This is a genomic window from Streptomyces sp. NPDC088766 (assembly GCF_044750845.1).
Taxonomy (GTDB): domain Bacteria; phylum Actinomycetota; class Actinomycetes; order Streptomycetales; family Streptomycetaceae; genus Streptomyces.
Window position 1 is genome coordinate 504,828 of sequence record NZ_JBIVKQ010000002.1, and the last position, 17,728, is coordinate 522,555.

A 17,728-nucleotide genomic window follows, 5' to 3' on the forward strand; every position below is an offset into this window, starting at 1 on the left:
CCCTAGCGTGGACGCCATGTCCACCTCCCTCGCCGCCGCCGCGGCCGGCTTCGGCACCGGTCTCTCCCTCATCGTCGCCATCGGCGCCCAGAACGCCTTCGTCCTGCGCCAGGGCATCCGCCGGGACGCCGTCCTCGCCGTCGTCGCGATCTGCGCGCTGTCCGACGCCGTCCTCATCACCCTCGGGGTGGCCGGGGTGGGCGCGCTGGTGGTGGCCTGGCCCGGCGCCCTCACCGCCGTCGCCTGGCTCGGCGGCGCCTTCCTGCTCTGCTACGGCGCCCTCGCCGCCCGCCGGGTGCTCAAGCCGGGCGGCGCCCTGGAGACGGCGGGCGAGGCCGCCGGCTCGCGGCGGCGGGCGGTGCTCACCTGCCTCGCGATGACCTGGCTCAACCCGCACGTCTACCTCGACACGGTCTTCCTGCTCGGCACCGTCGCCGCCGACCGCGGCCCGCTGCGCTGGACCTTCGGCCTGGGCGCGGCGGCGGCCAGCCTGTGCTGGTTCGCCGCGCTGGGCTTCGGGGCGCGGCTGCTCGGCCGCTTCCTGGCCCGTCCCGGCGCCTGGCGCGTCCTGGACGGACTCGTCGCCGCCACGATGATCACCCTCGGTGCCACCCTGATCGCCGGAGCCTGAGCGTCCGCGCCGCCACAGCCCGAGCTGCGATAGTGACCCCGGACCAGAAAGATGTAACGAGCAACCAGGGACTCCGTGGACACGAGCGAGAGCAGCGACGCACCCGAGGCGAGAACCGAAACAGCGGCCCGGACCGCTTCCGGGCCAGGGCGCCCGCAGGACCCGCAGGACCCGCCGGACCCGCAGGACCCGCGGGACGCGCGGGACGCGCGGGACGCGCGGGACGCCGCCCGGCGCGGCCGGCGACGCTGGGCGATGGACACCCGCCCGCTGCGCCGGCCCGCCTACCGCCGGCTGTGGTCCTCGACCGTCGTCACCGCCGTCGGCAGCCAGCTCACCGCCGTCGCCGTACCCAAGCAGATCTACGACATCACCGGCTCCTCGGCCTGGGTCGGCTACGCGAGCGCCGCCGGACTGCTCCCCCTGGTGGTGTTCGCGCTGTGGGGCGGCGCGGTGGCCGACAGCACGGACCGGCGCAGGCTCCTGCTGATCACCAACACCGGCATCGCCGTGACCTCCGTGCTGTTCTGGCTCCAGGCCGCCGCCGGACTCGACTCGGTCGCGGTGCTGATGGTGCTGCTCGCCACCCAGCAGGCGTTCTTCGGCCTCAACGCGCCGGCCCGTACCGCCTCCATCGCCCGGCTCGTCCCGGCCGGCGAGCTGGCCGCCGCCAACGCCCTGGGCTCGACCGTCATGCAGACCGGCCTGGTCGCCGGCCCCCTCCTCGCGGGTGCCCTGATACCCGTCATCGGTCTGCCCGAGCTGTACCTGCTCGACGCGCTCGCCCTGTGCGTGACGCTGTGGGCCGTCGCCCGGCTGCCCGCGCTGCCGCCGCTCGACGGCTCGGCCGTCCGGCGCGCGGGACTGCGCGAGATCCTGGCGGGGTTCCGCTACATCGCGCGGCACAAGGTGCTGCTGCTGTCCTTCCTCGCCGACGTCGTCGCGATGGTCCTCGGCATGCCCCGCGCCCTCTTCCCGCAGCTCGCCGCCGAGACCTACGCGCCCTACGGCGAGGGCCTCGCGCTCGGCCTGCTGTTCGCGGCCGTCCCCGTCGGCGCGGTGCTGGGCGGGCTGTTCTCCGGCACCTTCTCGCGGGCCCGCCGGCACGGCTGGATGGTCATCGGCGCGGTCGTCGCCTGGGGCGCGGCGATCGCCGGCTCCGGGCTGAGCGGCAGCCTGTGGCTCGCGGTGGTGTTCCTGGCCGCGGCGGGCGTCGCCGACATGGTCTCCATGGTCTTCCGCGGCGCCATCCTGCTGTCCGCGGCCACCGACGAGATGCGCGGCCGCATGCAGGGCGTCTTCACGGTCGTCGTCGCGGGCGGCCCGCGCCTCGCGGACGTCCTCCACGGCGCGGCGGGCGCGGCCTTCGGTCCGCGCACGGCCATGACGGGCGGCGGCCTGCTGGTCGTCGCCGTCATGCTGGGCCTGGCGTGCGCGGCACCGGCTCTGCGGCGCTATCGCCTCTAGTGCTGTGACCGGGGCGGGTCAGATGGCCCTGCGGCGGTGCACGCCGTACTGCTCCATCAGTCTGCCCCGGGTGGTCTCCAGGCGGTGGGCGAGGATCTCGGCCACGATGCGGACCAGGGAGAGGCCGAGTGCGGGGTCCTCCTCGCACAGCTTGAGCACCGCCCGGGCCTCGAACTCGTAGGCGCGGACCGGGCTGAACGCCTCCGCGCCGAAGTCCCACCGGTACGGCGGGAACAGCCAGGACCAGCCGAGCAGGTCGCCGGCGCCGAGACTGGCGACGGTGACCCGCTGCACGGACGTCACCTCCTGGTCCAGGGAGACCGCGCCGGAGCGGATGACCCAGAAGCGGTCGGCCGTGCCGCCCGCCTCGAAGATCCTGGTGTCCTCCGGGAAGAACACCTCGCGGGCGAGGGTCATCAGACGCTGGCGCTGGGGCGGGGGGAGGGCGGTCAGCAGCTTCGTCGCTCTGGTCATGGCGCGGGGCTCCTCGCCGGCGATGGTTCCGGGGTGTTCCCTGAGGGCTCGAGGCCCTAAGCCCATTTCAGCCGCTGCGGGCGCCCCGGGCACCTCGGCGGCGGGAGGTTTCGTCGAAGGACATGCGAAAGCCCTGGCTGGACGGGGGAAGCCAGCCAGGGCCGTCGCATGCGGCATGCGGAGGAGAAGAACTCGACTCCGCGACCACTGGGTGAACCGTAAACCATTCTGACGCTTTTCGCGCAACCATAACCCGGTCACGTGACCTGTTTCACTTCCCCGCCCGTCGGCCTCGCCCCGCTCGCCCCGCTCGCCCCGCTCGCCCCGCGTCCCGCGCGACCACCCTGATCGTGTCGAGCCGCCGGTCCGTCGGGTCGGGCAGGTTCATGCCCGCCTCCAGCCCCGAGTGCGGACAGCGCAGCACCGGCTCGGTGAGCCGCTCGCCGGGCAGGACGGCGGGGATGCCGGGCGGATACGCGGTGATCATCTCCGCGGTGACCCGGCCGGCCGCCTTCGACGACGGGACGTGCTCGGCCGGACCGAAGAACGCGTCCCGCGGCAACAGCGCCTGTGCCAGACGGAGTTCGGCGGGGGCGGCACCTGCGTGCGGGGCGCCGGCCGCAGGTCCGGCGCGGCACGCGCGAGATCCTTGAGGGCCGCGAGCAGCTCCCCGGTCGTCGCCCGGTCGTCGCCGTGGGTGATCTGGGTGCCGATCCGCCGGTGGTCGGACAGACGGACGTCGACCGACCGGTGCTCGTGCAGCCGGTCGGCCGCCTGGAAACCCGAGACGCCCAGTCCCTCGAGGCCGACGACCACGGGCAGCGGATCGAAGTCGTCGGCCAGGCCCGGACCGCAGTAGTCCGCCCGGTCGTCGACGTGCATGCCGTCCAGCTGCTCGACGGCCGCCCGCACCTCGGCCGCCAGCTCCAGGGCCGTGCCCGTCAACTCCTCGCCGTGCAGGCGCATCTGCCGCCGCCAGCCGTCCATCCCGGCGTACAGCAGCACCGACGGGCTGGTCGTGCCCGGCAGGTCCGCACGCGTCTTCAGCAGCTCCGCCGGGACACGATCGCCCTGGAGGTGGAAGACCGAGCCCTGCTCCAGGCCGCTGCCCATCTTGTGGACGCTGGTGACACAGATGCCGGCGCCCGCGTCCATCGCCCAGGACGGCAGCTCGGGGTGGAAGGGCAGATGTGCCCCCACGCCTCGTCCACGATCGGCGGCCGCGCGCGGCGGTGGCAGACCTCGGCGATCGCCCGCAGGTCCGCGCAGGCGCCGTACGGCGTCGGGCTGGTGACCAGGGCGCCCTTCGCGTCGGGGTGGATCTCGAAGGCCTTCTCGAAACCCGCGGCGGACGGCGGATGCGCCAGATGCCGCTCGGCGTCCCACTGCGGCTCCACCCACACCGGTTCGATCCCGGCGAGGATCAGGCCCGACACCACGGACTTGTGCGCGTCCCGCCCGATCAGCAGTTTCTCGTGCGGCCCGGCCACCGAGAGCATCGCGGCCTTGACCGACAGGGAACTCCCGCACGTCGTGAAGAAGGTGTCCTCGGCAAGAAGGTGTGCTCGGCGTGGACGGCGTCCGCCATGAGCTGCTCGGCGCGTTCCAGGACCCGGCCCCGGGTCAGCCGGTCGTCGAGCCCGCCCGACGCCAGTACGCCACCGAGGAACACCGCGTCGCCCAGCACCGCCCGTACGTCGGGGGCGGCGCCGCGTGCCTGCTTGTGGCCGGGCGGCGAGAACGCCGGCCGCCCCTGGCGGTGGTACTCGAGGAGGGCTTCCAGCACGGGTGCGCGCGTGTGATCGACACACATGCGGTGCCGGGTGCCCGCACCGCCACCCGCCGATCGGGCGTCCGCGGAAACCGCCGGTCAGGTGGTGCCCGCGTGCTGCCCCGGGGTCACGATCTCGTCCAGCACGTCCAGGACCGCCTCGTACGCCAGGCTCCGCACATGCGCCTCGCGCGCCGCGTCCGGATCGGTGCGCCCCAGATCCTCGCTCCGCGACCGCAGGTTCCGCAGCTCCTCGCGTGCGCAGGACCTGGCGCGCTGGATGCGCCGCAGCAGTTCGTCCGAGTCCACGACATCCGTCATGCACTCCGCCTACCCCCGCGAGGCCCCTCGATGACCCCGTTCCCCGGAATGGCCGCGCCGACCGCCGTCGACGGCCTGCCGGATGCCGTCGAATGCCCGGAAAGACAGGTTTGGCGGGGCTTTCGGGGGCCAGCCGGAGTGAGAGGGCCGTGCCCGGCCGGCGGGGGGAGAGGGTCCACCAGACCAGTCGAGGACGTCAGGAGAGCGAAAGGATGCGTGCGAACGCTAACCACCGGACCGACCGAACCAACCCGACCGACCCGACCGACCCGACCGACCCGACCGACCCGACCGACCCGAGCGACCCGGCCGACCCGGCCGACAAGACCGGCGAGACCGGCAGGGTCGGCGAGACCGACAGGACCGACAGGACCGGCAGGACCTGCGGGACCGGCCGGCCCGACCGCACGTACCGGCCCGATCGCGCCGACGGCGCGCACGGCATCGACGCGCTGTCCCCGGTGCACTGCCACGGGGACGGGCCCTGCCGGCCGGCCGACGTCCGCAGCGCCATACGGCGCGCGCTCGACGGGCGGGGCGGGGCCACCGGCGGTCCCTACGACGAGGAGGCCGTCTCCGACGCGCTGCTCGTCGCCTCGGAACTCACCTCCAACGCCATCCTCCACGGGGGCGGCATCACCGACTTCGACGTGGACATCGACGGGTGGGCCGTGCGGGTCTCCGTGAGCGACCGCAGTGACCGGCTGCCCGTCGTCACCGACCCGCTCGACGACCAGGGGCGGCGCCGGCTCGGCGGCCGGGGCTGGCCGATCGTCTGCCGGCTGGCCTGCGACGTCCGGGTCTCCGGGCTGCCGTCCGGCGGCAAACGCATCACCGCCGTCGTCCCCGTGTCCTGACCCGCCGCCGGCCCCTCCCACGGCCGCCCGGCCCCGACCGCCGCCGGTCATCGCCGAGGCCCCGTGTCCGGACCCGCCGCCACGGCCGCACCAGCCGTCCGAACAGGTTTCCCGCCACCGGAGTTTGTTCCTCCGGACCCAGGGCAGACGAAGGTTCGTGCTTCGGACCGGAGGCGCGCCCACGGGAGCGGTATGACCGCCCCGGGGCGCTCCAGGCGCCCCGGACGGCAGCGGCCCCTCCCGTGGTCATTCCCCCTGACTCCACCGTTCAGGAGCGATCCCGCATGCTCATCGACATGGCGACAAGCCGTCCCGCCGCATCAACTCCGAACCCCACCGCTCACTCCCGTCGGACCCACGACGACGCTCCCGACACCACCGCCCTCTTCGTCCGGCTGACCACGATGGAGGAGGGCCCCGAGCGGGACGCCGTGCGCGACCGGATCGTCACCGCCTGGCTGCCCATGGCCCACCGGATCGCCGGCCGCTTCCGCGACCGCGGTGAGGCCGTCGAGGACCTCCGGCAGGTGGCCGCACTCGGCCTGGTGAAGGCCGTCGACCGCTTCGACCCGGAACGCGGGGCCTTCGAGAGCTACGCCGTCCCCACCATCACCGGGGAGATCAAGCGGCACTTCCGGGACCGGATGTGGGCCCTGCGGGTCCCCCGCCGGGTGCAGGAACTGCGCAACAAGGTGCGCGTCGCCCGGCGCGAGCTGGCCCAGACGCCCGGCGCCCCCGAGCCGTCGACCGCCGACCTCGCCGCCCACACCGGCCTCACCGAGGACGAGGTCGCCGCGGGCCTCGAGGCCCTGGAGAGCTTCAGCACCCTGTCGCTGGACGCCGAACTCCCCGCCGGGGACGACGGCTACAGCCTCGCGGACACCCTCGGCGGGCCCGACGCCTCCTACGACACCGTGGTCGACCGCGAGTCCGCCAAGGAGAGCCTGCGCCGGCTGCCGGAACGCGAGCGGGCCATCCTCTACATGCGCTTCTTCGAGGACATGACCCAGAGCCGCATCGCCGACCGGCTCGGCATCTCCCAGATGCACGTCTCGCGGCTCATCAGCCGCAGCTGCGCCCAGGTGCGCCAGGAAGCCCTGGGGCGACCGGGCGACCTCCGCTGAACCGGCCCGAGGGCCGTACGTATCCCACCCGTTCCGGACCAGGAGCAGTCGTTGATGCTGATGCCCCACCCCGCCGTCCTGCGCACCCTCGTCGCCGAGTACGAGGCCGCCACGGCGAGCGGATCCGCCGCGGCCGACACGCGGGCGCAGGACCTCGCTTACACACTGTGCGTCTCCACCGGGACCCGCGAGGTCACCCGGGCCCTGGAAGTGGCCCGGAGCTGGCTCGCCGCGGCCACCGACACCGACACCGACACCGCCGTCGGCCGCAGCACCGACGACGGGCCGCACGTGTACGCCTGACCGGTCGGCGCTCCGACGCCCCGCCGCGGCCCGCCCGCGGCGGGGCGCCCGTGTGCACGGCGCCTGAGCGCACGGCCCGCGCGTACGGCACCCGAGTGCGCGATGTCCGCATGCGTGGCCCGTACGCGTGACCCTCATGTGCGGGGCCCGTGTGCGGCCTGCGTGCGGCCCGTGCGTACGGCCCGTGTGTGCGGTGCCGAAGCCGGGGCATCCGGGTCTCCGAGACTCTTCCAGGAGGTTGACATGAACGCGAGTGCCCTGGCGCGCAACGGCCGTATGGAGGCCGAGCGCGCCGCGCGGGGTTCGGTCACGCGGGGGGCCGCGCGGGCCGGACTGGCCGCGCGCGGCGTGATCTACCTGCTCGTCGGGGCGCTGGCCCTCCAGATCGCCTTCGGCGAGAACAAGAAGCAGCAGGCCGACCGGCAGGGCGCCCTCGCCGAGATCGCGGAGCATCCCTTCGGCTCCGTCCTGCTGTGGGCCCTCGGGATCGGGCTGGTCGGCATGGCGCTGTGGCGGCTGTCCGAGGTGGTCTTCGGCTCGGCCGGGCCCGACGGCCGCAAGGCGAAGAAGCGACTGCTGGCGCTCGGCCGCTGCGTCTTCTACTCCTTCGTCGCCTACTCCGTGCTCGCCTTCGCCGCCGGATCGGGCAACGGGGGCGGATCGAGCGACGAGCAGTCGCGTGACGTCACCGCCCGCGTGCTCGAGCTTCCCGGCGGCCGGTGGATCGTCGGCGCGGCCGGTGTCGGGATCATCGTCGGCGGCATCTGGATAGCCGTCCGGGCCCTCCTGCGCAAGTACCACAAGCACCTGCGGCTCGGCGAGATGTCCGCGCGGGTACGCCGCCTCGTGGACGTCACCGGTGTGGGCGGCGGCACGGCGCGCGGCCTGGTGTTCGCGGCGGCCGGCGCCTTCGCCGTCCGCGCGGCAGTGGAATACGAGCCCGACAAGGCCAAGGGGCTCGACGACACCCTGCGCTCCTTCGCCGACACGCCCGTCGGGCCGGGGCTGCTGGCCTGCGTGGCGGCCGGTCTGGTGCTGTTCGGGCTGTTCTCCTTCGCGATGGCTCGCTGGCGGAAGGTCTGAACGCGTCGTCGGCGGGAACCCGGGGGAAATGAACGAATCCGAGTTCCCGCCGGACGGACGGCCCGTGGACATGTACCTCGACCTCCTGCGCGTCCGCATGGACAGCGAGGACTTCGCGATGCTGCTCAAGGTCGTCTCACCCGCCCTGCGCGCCCTGGACGAACAATCCGCCGAGACCCTCGACTTCGCGCTCGATCCGCAGGAGACCGAGGAGCTGCCCCAGGAGATCCGTGACGAGGCCGCCCTGGTCATCGCCACGGCCGTCACCGGCCGACTGGACAACCAGCTCGTCGAGATCCAGGTCGACGGAACCGGCCCGGTCCGCGTGGTCACCGACGCGGAGACCGCCTCCGACCCGGGCCGCCTGGCCGAGATCGCCGGCTGCATCCAGCAGCGCCAGAACGACACCGAGGCACTCCGGGGCATCGCGGCGGCGAGCGGCCTGCCGACGGACTTCTGACCCCGCCCCTCAGCGGCCCCGTCCGGGCGCCCCCCCCCCCCCCCGCCCGCGCCCGGGGGGGGGCCCCCCGCCCGGGGGGGGGGGGGGGGGGGGCGGCCCCCCCCGCCCGCCCCCGCGCCGGGGGCCGCCCCGGCGGCCCGCGGGGGGGGGGGGGCGGCCCGCCCCCCCCCCCCGCCCGCCGCCCCCCCCCCCCCCGCGCCCCCGCCGGGCCCCCCCCCCCCCCCCCGCCGGGCGCGGGGGCGGGCGCCCGCGTCCTGGGGGAGAGGGGCGGGGCGACGGCCCGACCGGCCGGCCTCTGCGCCGGGCGCCGGACGGAGGCACCGGGTTCGGGTGGCCGGGCAGGCCCCGCACGGTGTCCCTCGGGCGGCCGCTGCGGCCCGGGCCGGCCCGGCTTCGCGGCTCATGGCCCCGCCCGGCGCCTCCCCCAGAAGCCGGACGGCGCCGGGGCGGGCGCCCGCGTCCTGTGGGGGAGCCGCCGCGGCGGCCTGTCCGGGGCCGGGCCCGGCCCCGGTGCGGGTGCTCCACCCGCCCGGCGGGCGCGGGGCACCCGCCGGGCGGTGCGGACGGGCGACGGACCCGCCTCCGAGAGCCGCTGCCGGCCGGCCCGCGGGACCTCGCCACCGGCCGGCCCCGGGGGGCCTCCCTTGATCGGCCTCGGCCGCCTCACCCGAGCTGCCTCTCACCCGGCCCGCGCCCCCGTTTTTCCCCCGGCGCCTTCGCTCGCCGCCAGGACCGGGGCACTCGGCCGCCGCCGGGCGCGGGCCCGGTCTCATCGCGCCGGTGGCGTCACCGGGACTCCCAGCGGCCGGGCCAGGCCCGCCACCGCTTCGTCCAGGCGTTGCAGGTGGCGCAGGACGCGGTCGGTGACGCGGCCGTAGCGGGGGGTGCCGGGGGCGCCCGGGTCGAGGAGCGAGGCGACGCTGGGGCCGGTGCGGACCTCGGCGGTGCTGTGGTCGTCGGCGACGCGTGCGGCGATGGCGTCGATGTTGCGCAGGATGCGCAGGCCGGCGCCGCGCAGCCGGGGGTCCGCCGCGATCGAGGGGTGGGTGGGCAGCAGCTCGGCCGTGGCCGCCAGTGACCGGGCGTGGTAGGCGCAGGTCTCCAGCAGGGCCACGACGTACTGGGCGGTGTCCCGCCGGGTCCGCAGCGGGGTGACCGGGTGGGTCAGCGGCTGGGTCGCGGAGCGCAGGTCGGACAGGGCCTGGTCCAGTTCCCGGGCCCGGTCCAGCAGCTCGGTCGGCGGTCCGCCGCTGAGCTGTTCCACGGCGGCCTCGGTGACGTCGGTCAGCCGCTCGAGGACGGTCGTGAGCAGTTCGTCCGTCCGCCGGTCCGTGCGCACGGGCAGCACCAGCGCCGCCGCGACCACCCCGCTGGCCACCCCCAGCGCCGTCTCCTCCACGCGCAGGACCAGCACGTCCAGGCTGTAGGTGTGCAGCAGCGTGTACAGCACGCCCAGCGCAGCGGTGACGAAGAACGACATCAGGGTGTACGACAGGGGCGCCGTGTAGAACATCGCGAACACGCACAGCAGCACCACCGCGAACGCCGTCCACGTGTGGTGGCCGACCAGTCCCGCGAGGCCGATCCCCGCGACCACGCCGAGGGCGGTGCCGAGCAGCCGCCGGTATCCCTTGACCAGGATCTCCCCGGTGGACGAGGTGTTGATGAAGACGATCCAGCAGGTGAGGACCGCCCAGTACCAGCGGTGGGTGGACAGCAGTTCGCCGCCGACGATGGCCAGTGCCGAGCCGACGGAGACCTGGACGGCCGCGCGGGTGGTCGGCCGCCGCAGCCCCGTCTGCTTCTCCGCGGTCTCCTCGTCGGGCTCCTCCCCGCCGATCGCCGCGTCCTCCGCGTCCAGCTCCTCCCGGGAGCGGGCCGTCTCGGGGCTGTCGTCGGACTCGTCCTGCGGCCCGTCGAGCGCGAGGCGCAGCCCCAGCACCGCGCGGGCGCTCTCACCGACGCCCCGGAAGACGTCCCGCACGGCCGGTGGGGCGGGCGGCAGGTGTTCCTCGTCGCGGTAGCCCAGCAGGCGGTTGCGGACCTGCGCGAGCCCGGTGCCGTCGGCGACGGGACGCCGGACCAGCAGGCGCAGGGCCCGCAGATCGCGGCGCAGCAGGTCCGTGGCCTCCTCCTCCGGCATCGGCAGCCGCCCGCGCTCGGGGACGGGCGCGCCCGGCAGGTGCAGGGTCAGGGTGTCCGCGCGCTCGGCGCCGCGTGCCGTCAGCAGGAGCAGCCCGAGCCGCTCGGCGGCGATCTCCGCGTCGGCGATCCGGCGTTGCACCAGCCGGGCCGTCGCCTCGTCGGGCGTGCCCTCCTCCAGCCGGCCCTGGATCATCATGGCCGTCTCGTGCAGCCGGGCGGTGCCCGTGCGCACGTGCGCCAGTGCCTTCTCCACGTCGTCCGGGCCGGCGTCGAGCAGTTCCAGCTGGGCGTCGAGCAACTGCGCGAGCCGCGCCCGGAAGGCGTGCCGCAGTCGCAGCAGGATCCCCGCCGACGTCTGCGGCACCAGCACGAACCGGGCGAGCGCGCTGCCCGCGAAGGCGAGGGCGAGGACTCCCCACAGTCCCGGCAGCAGATGCGGGGTGGCGCCCACGAACAGGGACAGGAAGTAGACCTGGAAGCCGATCAGCCCGAGCGCGGTGCCCCGGTCGCCGAACCGGCGTCCGTACACCGCGCAGAAGATGAGCACGACGAAGAAGACGTCACCGGCCACCACGTGCGAACTCAGCAGCGCCGCCAGGGACACCGAGGCCAGCGCCACCGGCAGCCCCAGCGCCAGGGTCACCGCCTGCGGCCCCCGCTGCTTCTCCCGGACGGCGAACGTGGCGACCATCGCCGCGATGGCCCCCGCGACCAGATGCGTGACGTCCGCGTCCAGCAGGGACAGCACGCCCAGCGTGAGGGTGATCGCACCCACCGTCCGCAGGCCGGCCGCGAGCCGCAGCAGCCCGGGATCGGATGCCATCACCCGGTCCCGTACCCCCGCCGCCCACGCCGGTGCCGCCGCCTTCACGCCGCCGTACTCTCCCGCCCGTCTCTGCCGTACCCTCCCGCCCCGTCTCAGCCGGCCTCGGGGCGCCCGCCCTCCACCTGGGCCCGCACCTGCTCGGGCGTCAGATAGGTGTCGGTGTACTCGAAGTCCTTCAGCTTGGCGGGCCGCCGGGCCTGGAACCCGGTGCGGACGAAATCGTCACCGGCGATCGCGTTCAGCGTCCAGTTCGTCAGCACGCGCGCCTTGGCCACTCCGGTGCGCAGCGCCCCCCAGTGGTACCCGCGGGCCACCACCTGCGCGGGCAGCCCGTGCAGTTCGATGCCGAGCGGCTTGGACACGGCGTCGGTGCCGCCGAGATCGACCACCAGCCCGAGGTCCTTGTGCGCGTACGGCCGCATCGCCCGGCCGCGCAGCTGCGCGATGACGTTGTCGGCGGCGACCTTGGCCTGCCGCATCGCGTGCTGGGCGGTCGGCGGGCAGACGGCGCCCTCCTCGCCCTTGGCCTCGTCGGGGACGGCCGCGGCGTCGCCGAGCGCGAACACCCCGTCGTGGCCGGGCAGGTCCATGCGCGAGGTGACCGCGAGCCGTCCGCGGACCGTCTCCGCGCCGAGAGTGGCGATCAGCGGGCTCGCCACGACACCGGCGGTCCAGATCAGCGTGCGGGTCGGCACCACGCGGCCGTCGGTGAAGGTGACCTCCTCCGGCCCGGCCTTGGCGATGGACACGCCCAGCGACACCTCGATGCCCCGCCGGCGCAGCACCTCCTGCGCGCTGCGCCCGAGCTTGTCGCCGAGTTCCGGCATCAGCTTGGGCGCGATGTCGATCAGGTGCCACTTGATCAGGCTCGGGTCCAGCCTGGGGTAGCGCTTGACCGCGTTGTGGGTGAGCAGCTGGAGGCAGGCGGCGGTCTCGGTGCCGGCGTAGCCGCCGCCGACCACCACGAACTGGAGCCGTGCGGCCCGCTCGGCGGGGTCGTTGCTGGCGTCGGCGAGGTCGAGCTGGCTGATGACGTGGTCGCGGATGTAGGCCGCCTCCGCGAGCGTCTTCAGGCCGAAGGCGTGGTCGGTCAGCCCCGGGATGTCGAAGGTGCGGGTGACGCTGCCGGGGGCGAGCACGATGTAGTCGTACGGCTCGTTGACGATCTCGTCGGTGATGGTCCGGATGACGCAGACCTTCGACTGCAGGTCCACGCCGATGGCTCCGCCCGGGATGATCCGGGTGCGGTACTTCCTGCTGCGGCGCAGCGACAGCGCGATCGACTGGGGGGTCAGCACCCCGGAGGCGACCTGCGGCAGCAGCGGCAGATAGAGCTGGTAGGCGAACGGTGTCACCAGGGTGACGTCGGCCTCCGCGGCGGCGAGTTCGCGTTCCAGGCGTCGAACGCACCCCACTCCCGCGAAGCCCGCTCCCACCACCAGGATCCTGGGTCGTGTCACGATGTCCATCCCTTTCTGCGGCTCCGGGCGGTCTGCCTCGACGTTGTGCGGGTGCCCGCCGGACGCCCTCTTCGCACACCGCCGATCCCACCGCGACCGGAGCGGTTGCGCCAGCCGGACGGAGCATGCAGACGAACGTTTCTCCCGGTGCCCCGTGGTACCCGCACGACGGCCTGTTACGCCCCGCCCCCCTTCCGGCCGCGCAGTCGGCACGAGGCGCAGCCGGTGCCGACCCCCCTACGACGGGGGGCGGCGACCGGCGGACGGCGGACCCGCCGCCGTCAGCCCGCCCGCTCCGTCCCGCCGTCGACGCCGTCGACGTGGCACAGCAGCAGACACACGTCGTCGTCCCGCTCGGAGTCGCTCAGCATCGGGTCCAGGATGCGGTCGGCCGCGCCGTCGAGGTTCGTGTCCAGTTCGCCGGTGCGGAAGGAACCGAGGGCCGCCGCGAGCCGTTCGATGCCCGGGTCTATGCCCTGCGCGCGCCGCTCGACCAGCCCGTCGGTGTAGAGCGCCAGCGTCGACCCGGGCACCAGTGGCACCGTGTGGTCGGCGATCTCCTGGTGCAGCGGGATGCCCAGCATCGCTCCCGGCTTGGCGTCCAGCGTGCGCACCCGCCCGTCCGGGCCGCGCAGCACGGGCGGCGGATGCCCCGCGGCCGCCCACGTCAGCACCTGCTCCCCGGGCTGGAAGCGGGCGATGACGGCGGTGGCGTACAGGTCGGGCTGGAGGTGGTGCAGGAAGGTGTGCAGCCGGGTCAGCAGTACCCCGGGGCTGCCGCCGTCGACGGCGTAGGCGCGCAGCGCGGTGCGCAGCTGGCTCATCATGACGGCGGCGTGCAGTCCGTGTCCGGTGACGTCGCCTATGACGGTGATGAGGCTGCCGTCGGGCTGCCGGAACGCGTCGTACCAGTCGCCGCCGATGTTCAGCCCGTACGTCGCCGGCAGGTAGCGGGCCGCCAGGCGCAGGCCGGGAGTGGCCGGCAGCTCGGTGAGCAGGGCCCGCTGGAGCGTCTCGGCGATGTCCCGGTTGTGCTCGAAGCGGCGCGCGTTGTCCAGCGCGATGCTGGCCCGCCGGGTCAGTTCGATCAGCATGACGGCGTCGTCGGGATCCCAGCGCTCGCCCGGCGGCGTCAGCGTCAGCACGCCCAGGGGCGCGCTGCGGGTCGGCAGCGGGACGCACAGCAGCGGCCGGTCGGGGTGCAGCGCCGACGGCGGCTGGTCGTCCACGCCGGGCAGCCCGCCGGGATGTCCGGCGGCGTACTGGGGGCGGCCGGTCCGGGCGGCGACCACCGCGGCCGCCGGACGCGGGGAGGGGGGCTGCCGCCCGTCCTCCGTGTCGAAGAGCCAGACGTCGACCGCGCGCGCGTACTCGGGCACCAGCAGCTCGGGCAGCCGGCGCACGATCTCCTCGTGGTTGAGGGACGCCGTCAGCACCGCGCTGGCGTCCGCGAGGAACGTCAGCCTGCGCCGGGCCCGCTCCGCCTCCTGGCGGGCCGCACGCTCGGCGGCGAACGCCTCGCGCTGGGCCCGTCCGGACGCGTCCAGCTCGGCGTGCAGCGCCAGGACGCCCTGGTTGGTCTGGTGCAGCTCCTCCCGGTGGAAGGCGACCAGCTCCTCCTGCTCGGCGAGCCGGTCCAGCACCAGGGCGGTGTCCTCGTCGGCGCCGAGCAGGGCCTCCGCGAGCACACCGGTGTCGTCCGCCACCCCGGCGAACACCGAGGGGTCGGCCGGTTCGGGGCAGGGCACGCAGAAGTGCCACGGCGGCTCCGCGACGCCGGGCGGCGGGGCGACCTCGACGCGCAGCCGGCCCTCGCCCGACTCCAGGCCGAGCCGCCAGCTGCCGCCCTTGGTCAGACACTGGCGCAGTCGCCCGCTGAGCGCGGCCGCCAGCCGGGTCCGCTCCAGCGGCACGACGCCGTACGCCGCGGCCAGCCGTGCCGCGGCGATCCGGGCGCGCGCCGCGTCGGTGACGGTGGTGATCTGCCAGGTGCGCGTCATGGGCGGTCCGGCGGGGTCGGGGACAGGACGGCCACGGCGGTGTCGTCACGCACCGGGCGGGCGGAACTGCTGGTGTCACGCACGGTCACCGCCGCCGTCACCGCGGGGTCGGCCGTCGCGAACCGGGGGTCGGCGGGCGGCACCCAGCGGCTGGGCAGCCCGTCGCTGTGCAGGACCAGCAGCCGGTCGGCGGCCCAGGGCGCCACGGTCTCCGGCAGCCTCGTGGGGCGGTGCACGCCCACGATGCCGGGCCGGGAGAGCAGATGACGCCAGGAGTCGCCCTCGCGCAGCCGCGCCCCCACGTTGCCGATCCCGGCGAACCGCAGCCGTTCGGACCGGGCGTCGAGCTGCGCCACCGCGACGGCGGCGCCCCGCGTGCCGCGCAGCGCGGCGTCCAGGCGGTGCAGGATCTCGGCGGGCGGGAGATGGGCGCTGCGGTGCAGCTCGTCCACGGCCGCCGTGGAGGCGCGGGCCGCCTCCGGGCCGTGGCCCAGCCCGTCGGCGAGCATCAGGGTCAGCAGGTCGCCGGCCCGCACCCAGGTCCAGGCGTCCCCCGAGTACTCGGCGCGGGCGAGCGGGATGTTCACCCCGCCGGCCCGGGCGGGCGCCGGATCGTCCGGGCCGGTCCGCGCGGCGGCGCCGAGCCGGGCCAGCGCGACCGTGCCGCGCCCCGGCACGCTGTGCAGGTCGAAGCCGTCGGAGACCCGGCGGCACGTCCCCAGCCCGGCACCCAGGGAGCCGGTCGTGGAGAATCCGTCGCCGAACGCGGCCGGCACGTCGGCCATGCCCGGACCGTGGTCCACCGCGGCTATCTGCACCACGACCCCGCCCCGTCCGGCCGGCGGGGGGACCAGGTCGACGAGGAGCTGGCCGCCGCGGGCGTGCTTGAGCAGGTTGGTGGCCAGCTCCGTGGCCACCAGCGCGGCCGCCGCCGTGCGTTTCCCGTCGAGGCCGACGAGCGCCGCGGCCTGCTCGGCGGCCACCCGCGCGTCCCGCACGCGCGTCGAGTCGTGCACCGGCACGTCCCACACCCGGGGCATCAGGGCTCCTCGCGCGGCCGGGGCGCCCGGGCCGCCCAGGAGGTCACGGTGATCGTCGTACCGGCACCGGGGGTGCTGTCGATGGCGAACTCGTGCACCAGCCGCCGGGCGCCGCCCAGGCCCATGCCCAGCCCGCCGCCGGAGGTGAAGCCGTCCCGCAGGGCCTGCTCCACGTCCGGGATGCCGGGGCCGGAGTCGGAGAACACCAGCCGCAGCCCCTGGGCCCGGCCGTCGGTGAGCGGCACCGTCCGCACCTCTCCGCCCCCGCCGTACACCAGCGTGTTGCGGGCCAGTTCGCTGGCGGCCGTGACCAGCTTGGTCTGTTCCACCAGGCCGAAGCCGAGCGCGGCGGCGGCCTGCCGCACATGCTGCCGTACCCACACCAGGTCCAGATCGGAGCGGATCGGCAGGCGGGTCTCGACGCCCGCGGCCGTCCCGCTCACCGACGCTCCCGGCGTGGGCCGTCGGCCGTCGCGGCGTCCGCCCGCCCGAGGAGTTCCAGGGCCACCTCCGTGTTCAGCGCGGTCCGCAGGCCCGGCAGCGTCAGCCCGAGTTCCACCAGCGTGAGCGCGACCGCGGGCCGCATCCCGGCCACCACGGTCTGCGCGGCCAGCAGCCGGGCGTTGGCCGCGATCTCGGCCAGCACCCGCCCGAGGAAGGAGTCGACGATCTCGACGCCGGAGATGTCGATGACCACACCGGTCACCCGGCTGCGGGCGATCGACTCCACGATGTCCTGCCTGAGCTGCTCCGCCGTGCCGTCGTAGAGATCCCCCTGAAGGGTGACCAGGAGGACGTCGCCCAGCCTGAGCACCGGCACGGGGGCCCCGCCGACGCGGGAGAAGTCCTCGTTCACCGTGGGCCCGCACCGCCGGGTGCCGCCTGCACGATGTCGGCGCCCAGCCCGTGCAGGGCGTAGGCCAGGGCGTCGGCGAGACCGGCCCGCGTGATGACGGTGCCGAGGTCGAGTCCGAGGTGCACCATGGTCTGCGCGATCGCGGGCCGGATGCCCGAGACGACACACTCCGCGCCCATCAGCCGTACCGCCGCGACGGTCTTCATGAGGTGCTGCGCGACCAGCGAGTCGACCGTCGGCACCCCGGTGATGTCGAGGATCGCGTACCGGGCCTGCTGGTCGACGACCGCCTCCAGCAGGGTCTCCATCACGACCTGGCTGCGCGCGCTGTCGAGCGTGCCGATGAGCGGGACGGCGACGATGCCGTCCCAGAGCCTGATGACCGGCGTGGCGACCTCCAGCAGCTGCATCTGCTGCCGGTCGATGAGGGACTGCACCTCCGTCAGCGCGGTCTCCATGACGACGAGCCGCAGGGTCCCCATCAGGACCGTCAGGATCTCCGCGCACTCCCGGACGTGGTCCGCCGGCGCGTCCGGCAGATCGGCGACGAGCAGGTTCACGACCGGTGCCCGCAGGGCGTCCACCTCGCCGGAGACCTGCGCCGTGCTCATCCCGGACCGGGAACGGGAGGCGGCCATCCGCGCCAGCTGCTCGCGCACGACGGTGAAGCCGGCGCTGTCGGAGTCCTCCACCCGCCCGGAGGCGGTGACCTGGGCCAGGGCATCCACGACGCTTCGGCCCGCCTCCACCGCCTCGTCGCGCGACACGGTGAACACGGCGCGGAACAGGGGTTCGTCGGCCCAGCGCTGGGCGATCTGCTCCCGGCGGCGGCTCAGGAAGGCCCCGACCTCCTCCGTCGGTGTCTCCTGCGGTGCGGCCGCTTCTTGCTCCGGCACTGCGTCACTCCTCT

General features: G+C 75.0%; 16 protein-coding genes and 1 pseudogene. 7 read left to right on the forward strand and 10 right to left on the reverse strand.

Features of this window, described 5'->3' with window-relative positions; all coding sequences use genetic code 11:
- Positions 1 to 16 precede the first annotated feature (16 nt).
- Together ACIP5W_RS05070 and ACIP5W_RS05075 are read left to right on the forward strand one after the other, a co-directional pair.
- Entirely contained in the window at positions 17 to 631 is a 615-nt protein-coding gene (locus tag ACIP5W_RS05070; RefSeq protein ID WP_401466846.1) for a LysE/ArgO family amino acid transporter, read from the forward strand.
- A gap of 75 nt (positions 632 to 706) precedes the next feature.
- Positions 707 to 2,098 (forward strand): MFS transporter, encoded by a 1,392-nt coding sequence (locus tag ACIP5W_RS05075; protein ID WP_401466849.1) that lies wholly within the window; start codon positions 707 to 709, stop codon positions 2,096 to 2,098.
- An 18-nt stretch (positions 2,099 to 2,116) separates the two neighbouring features.
- On the opposite strand, the gene ACIP5W_RS05080 is transcribed toward ACIP5W_RS05075, so the two are convergent.
- From ACIP5W_RS05080 to ACIP5W_RS05090, 3 genes and pseudogenes are all read right to left on the reverse strand, one after another.
- Positions 2,117 to 2,572 carry a cyclic nucleotide-binding domain-containing protein gene (locus ACIP5W_RS05080; protein ID WP_401466852.1) on the reverse strand — a complete coding sequence of 152 codons (456 nt, stop codon included), beginning with the start codon at positions 2,570 to 2,572 and terminating at the stop codon, positions 2,117 to 2,119.
- A 271-nt stretch (positions 2,573 to 2,843) separates the two neighbouring features.
- Positions 2,844 to 4,385 (reverse strand): annotated as a pseudogene (locus tag ACIP5W_RS05085) (aminotransferase class I/II-fold pyridoxal phosphate-dependent enzyme).
- A gap of 57 nt (positions 4,386 to 4,442) precedes the next feature.
- Positions 4,443 to 4,664, reverse strand: a complete 222-nt coding sequence (locus tag ACIP5W_RS05090; protein ID WP_401466855.1) for a hypothetical protein — start codon at positions 4,662 to 4,664, stop codon at positions 4,443 to 4,445.
- A gap of 443 nt (positions 4,665 to 5,107) precedes the next feature.
- On the opposite strand from ACIP5W_RS05090, the gene ACIP5W_RS05095 reads away from it, so the two are divergent.
- The 5 genes from ACIP5W_RS05095 to ACIP5W_RS05115 all read left to right on the forward strand — a co-directional run bounded on the left by ACIP5W_RS05095 (position 5,108) and on the right by ACIP5W_RS05115 (position 8,491).
- Positions 5,108 to 5,521: an ATP-binding protein gene (locus ACIP5W_RS05095; protein ID WP_401467005.1), complete on the forward strand. Its 414-nt coding sequence runs from the start codon at positions 5,108 to 5,110 to the stop codon at positions 5,519 to 5,521.
- Between the two features lie 284 nt (positions 5,522 to 5,805).
- Positions 5,806 to 6,645, forward strand: a complete 840-nt coding sequence (locus ACIP5W_RS05100; protein WP_401466858.1) for a SigB/SigF/SigG family RNA polymerase sigma factor — start codon at positions 5,806 to 5,808, stop codon at positions 6,643 to 6,645.
- 54 nt (positions 6,646 to 6,699) lie between these two features.
- The gene (locus ACIP5W_RS05105) at positions 6,700 to 6,948 is read left to right on the forward strand and encodes a DUF5133 domain-containing protein (RefSeq protein ID WP_401466861.1); all 249 of its coding nucleotides are present in this window, start codon (positions 6,700 to 6,702) and stop codon (positions 6,946 to 6,948) included.
- A 243-nt stretch (positions 6,949 to 7,191) separates the two neighbouring features.
- Positions 7,192 to 8,031, forward strand: a complete 840-nt coding sequence (locus tag ACIP5W_RS05110; RefSeq protein WP_401466864.1) for a DUF1206 domain-containing protein — start codon at positions 7,192 to 7,194, stop codon at positions 8,029 to 8,031.
- 28 nt (positions 8,032 to 8,059) lie between these two features.
- Complete coding sequence (locus tag ACIP5W_RS05115) at positions 8,060 to 8,491, forward strand: hypothetical protein (RefSeq protein ID WP_366056337.1); 432 nt, start codon at positions 8,060 to 8,062, stop codon at positions 8,489 to 8,491.
- Between the two features lie 769 nt (positions 8,492 to 9,260).
- On the opposite strand, the gene ACIP5W_RS05120 is transcribed toward ACIP5W_RS05115, so the two are convergent.
- The 7 genes from ACIP5W_RS05120 to ACIP5W_RS05150 form a co-directional block, all read right to left on the reverse strand.
- Positions 9,261 to 11,459, reverse strand: a complete 2,199-nt coding sequence (locus ACIP5W_RS05120; RefSeq protein ID WP_401466867.1) for an FUSC family protein — start codon at positions 11,457 to 11,459, stop codon at positions 9,261 to 9,263.
- Positions 11,460 to 11,554: 95 nt separating this feature from the next.
- Entirely contained in the window at positions 11,555 to 12,931 is a 1,377-nt protein-coding gene (locus ACIP5W_RS05125) for an NAD(P)/FAD-dependent oxidoreductase (RefSeq protein WP_401466870.1), read from the reverse strand.
- Between the two features lie 272 nt (positions 12,932 to 13,203).
- On the reverse strand, positions 13,204 to 14,922 hold the full coding sequence (locus ACIP5W_RS05130; protein ID WP_401466873.1) for a PP2C family protein-serine/threonine phosphatase: 1,719 nt from the start codon (positions 14,920 to 14,922) through the stop codon (positions 13,204 to 13,206).
- A complete protein-coding gene (locus ACIP5W_RS05135; RefSeq protein WP_401466876.1) occupies positions 14,919 to 15,962 on the reverse strand; it encodes a SpoIIE family protein phosphatase in 1,044 nt (347 codons plus the stop codon). Before ACIP5W_RS05135 ends, ACIP5W_RS05130 begins: the two co-directional genes overlap by 4 nt.
- Positions 15,962 to 16,405 (reverse strand): anti-sigma regulatory factor, encoded by a 444-nt coding sequence (locus ACIP5W_RS05140; RefSeq protein ID WP_401466879.1) that lies wholly within the window; start codon positions 16,403 to 16,405, stop codon positions 15,962 to 15,964. Before ACIP5W_RS05140 ends, ACIP5W_RS05135 begins: the two co-directional genes overlap by 1 nt.
- Positions 16,402 to 16,818, reverse strand: a complete 417-nt coding sequence (locus tag ACIP5W_RS05145; protein WP_401466882.1) for an STAS domain-containing protein — start codon at positions 16,816 to 16,818, stop codon at positions 16,402 to 16,404. Before ACIP5W_RS05145 ends, ACIP5W_RS05140 begins: the two co-directional genes overlap by 4 nt.
- Positions 16,815 to 17,714 (reverse strand): STAS domain-containing protein, encoded by a 900-nt coding sequence (locus ACIP5W_RS05150; protein ID WP_401466885.1) that lies wholly within the window; start codon positions 17,712 to 17,714, stop codon positions 16,815 to 16,817. Before ACIP5W_RS05150 ends, ACIP5W_RS05145 begins: the two co-directional genes overlap by 4 nt.
- Positions 17,715 to 17,728 lie beyond the last annotated feature (14 nt).

Bases quoted from the DNA above. Each gene is read 5' to 3' on its own strand.
- ACIP5W_RS05105 (WP_401466861.1), top strand. From the start codon at position 6,700: ATGCTGATGCCCCACCCCGCCGTCCTGCGCACCCTCGTCGCCGAGTAC.
- ACIP5W_RS05135 (WP_401466876.1), bottom strand. From the start codon at position 15,962: ATGCCCCGGGTGTGGGACGTGCCGGTGCACGACTCGACGCGCGTGCGG.
- ACIP5W_RS05115 (WP_366056337.1), top strand. From the start codon at position 8,060: ATGAACGAATCCGAGTTCCCGCCGGACGGACGGCCCGTGGACATGTAC.
- ACIP5W_RS05070 (WP_401466846.1), top strand. From the start codon at position 17: ATGTCCACCTCCCTCGCCGCCGCCGCGGCCGGCTTCGGCACCGGTCTC.
- ACIP5W_RS05125 (WP_401466870.1), bottom strand. From the start codon at position 12,931: ATGGACATCGTGACACGACCCAGGATCCTGGTGGTGGGAGCGGGCTTC.
- ACIP5W_RS05120 (WP_401466867.1), bottom strand. From the start codon at position 11,459: ATGGCATCCGATCCCGGGCTGCTGCGGCTCGCGGCCGGCCTGCGGACG.
- ACIP5W_RS05100 (WP_401466858.1), top strand. From the start codon at position 5,806: ATGCTCATCGACATGGCGACAAGCCGTCCCGCCGCATCAACTCCGAAC.
- ACIP5W_RS05110 (WP_401466864.1), top strand. From the start codon at position 7,192: ATGAACGCGAGTGCCCTGGCGCGCAACGGCCGTATGGAGGCCGAGCGC.
- ACIP5W_RS05080 (WP_401466852.1), bottom strand. From the start codon at position 2,572: ATGACCAGAGCGACGAAGCTGCTGACCGCCCTCCCCCCGCCCCAGCGC.
- ACIP5W_RS05130 (WP_401466873.1), bottom strand. From the start codon at position 14,922: ATGACGCGCACCTGGCAGATCACCACCGTCACCGACGCGGCGCGCGCC.
- ACIP5W_RS05090 (WP_401466855.1), bottom strand. From the start codon at position 4,664: ATGACGGATGTCGTGGACTCGGACGAACTGCTGCGGCGCATCCAGCGC.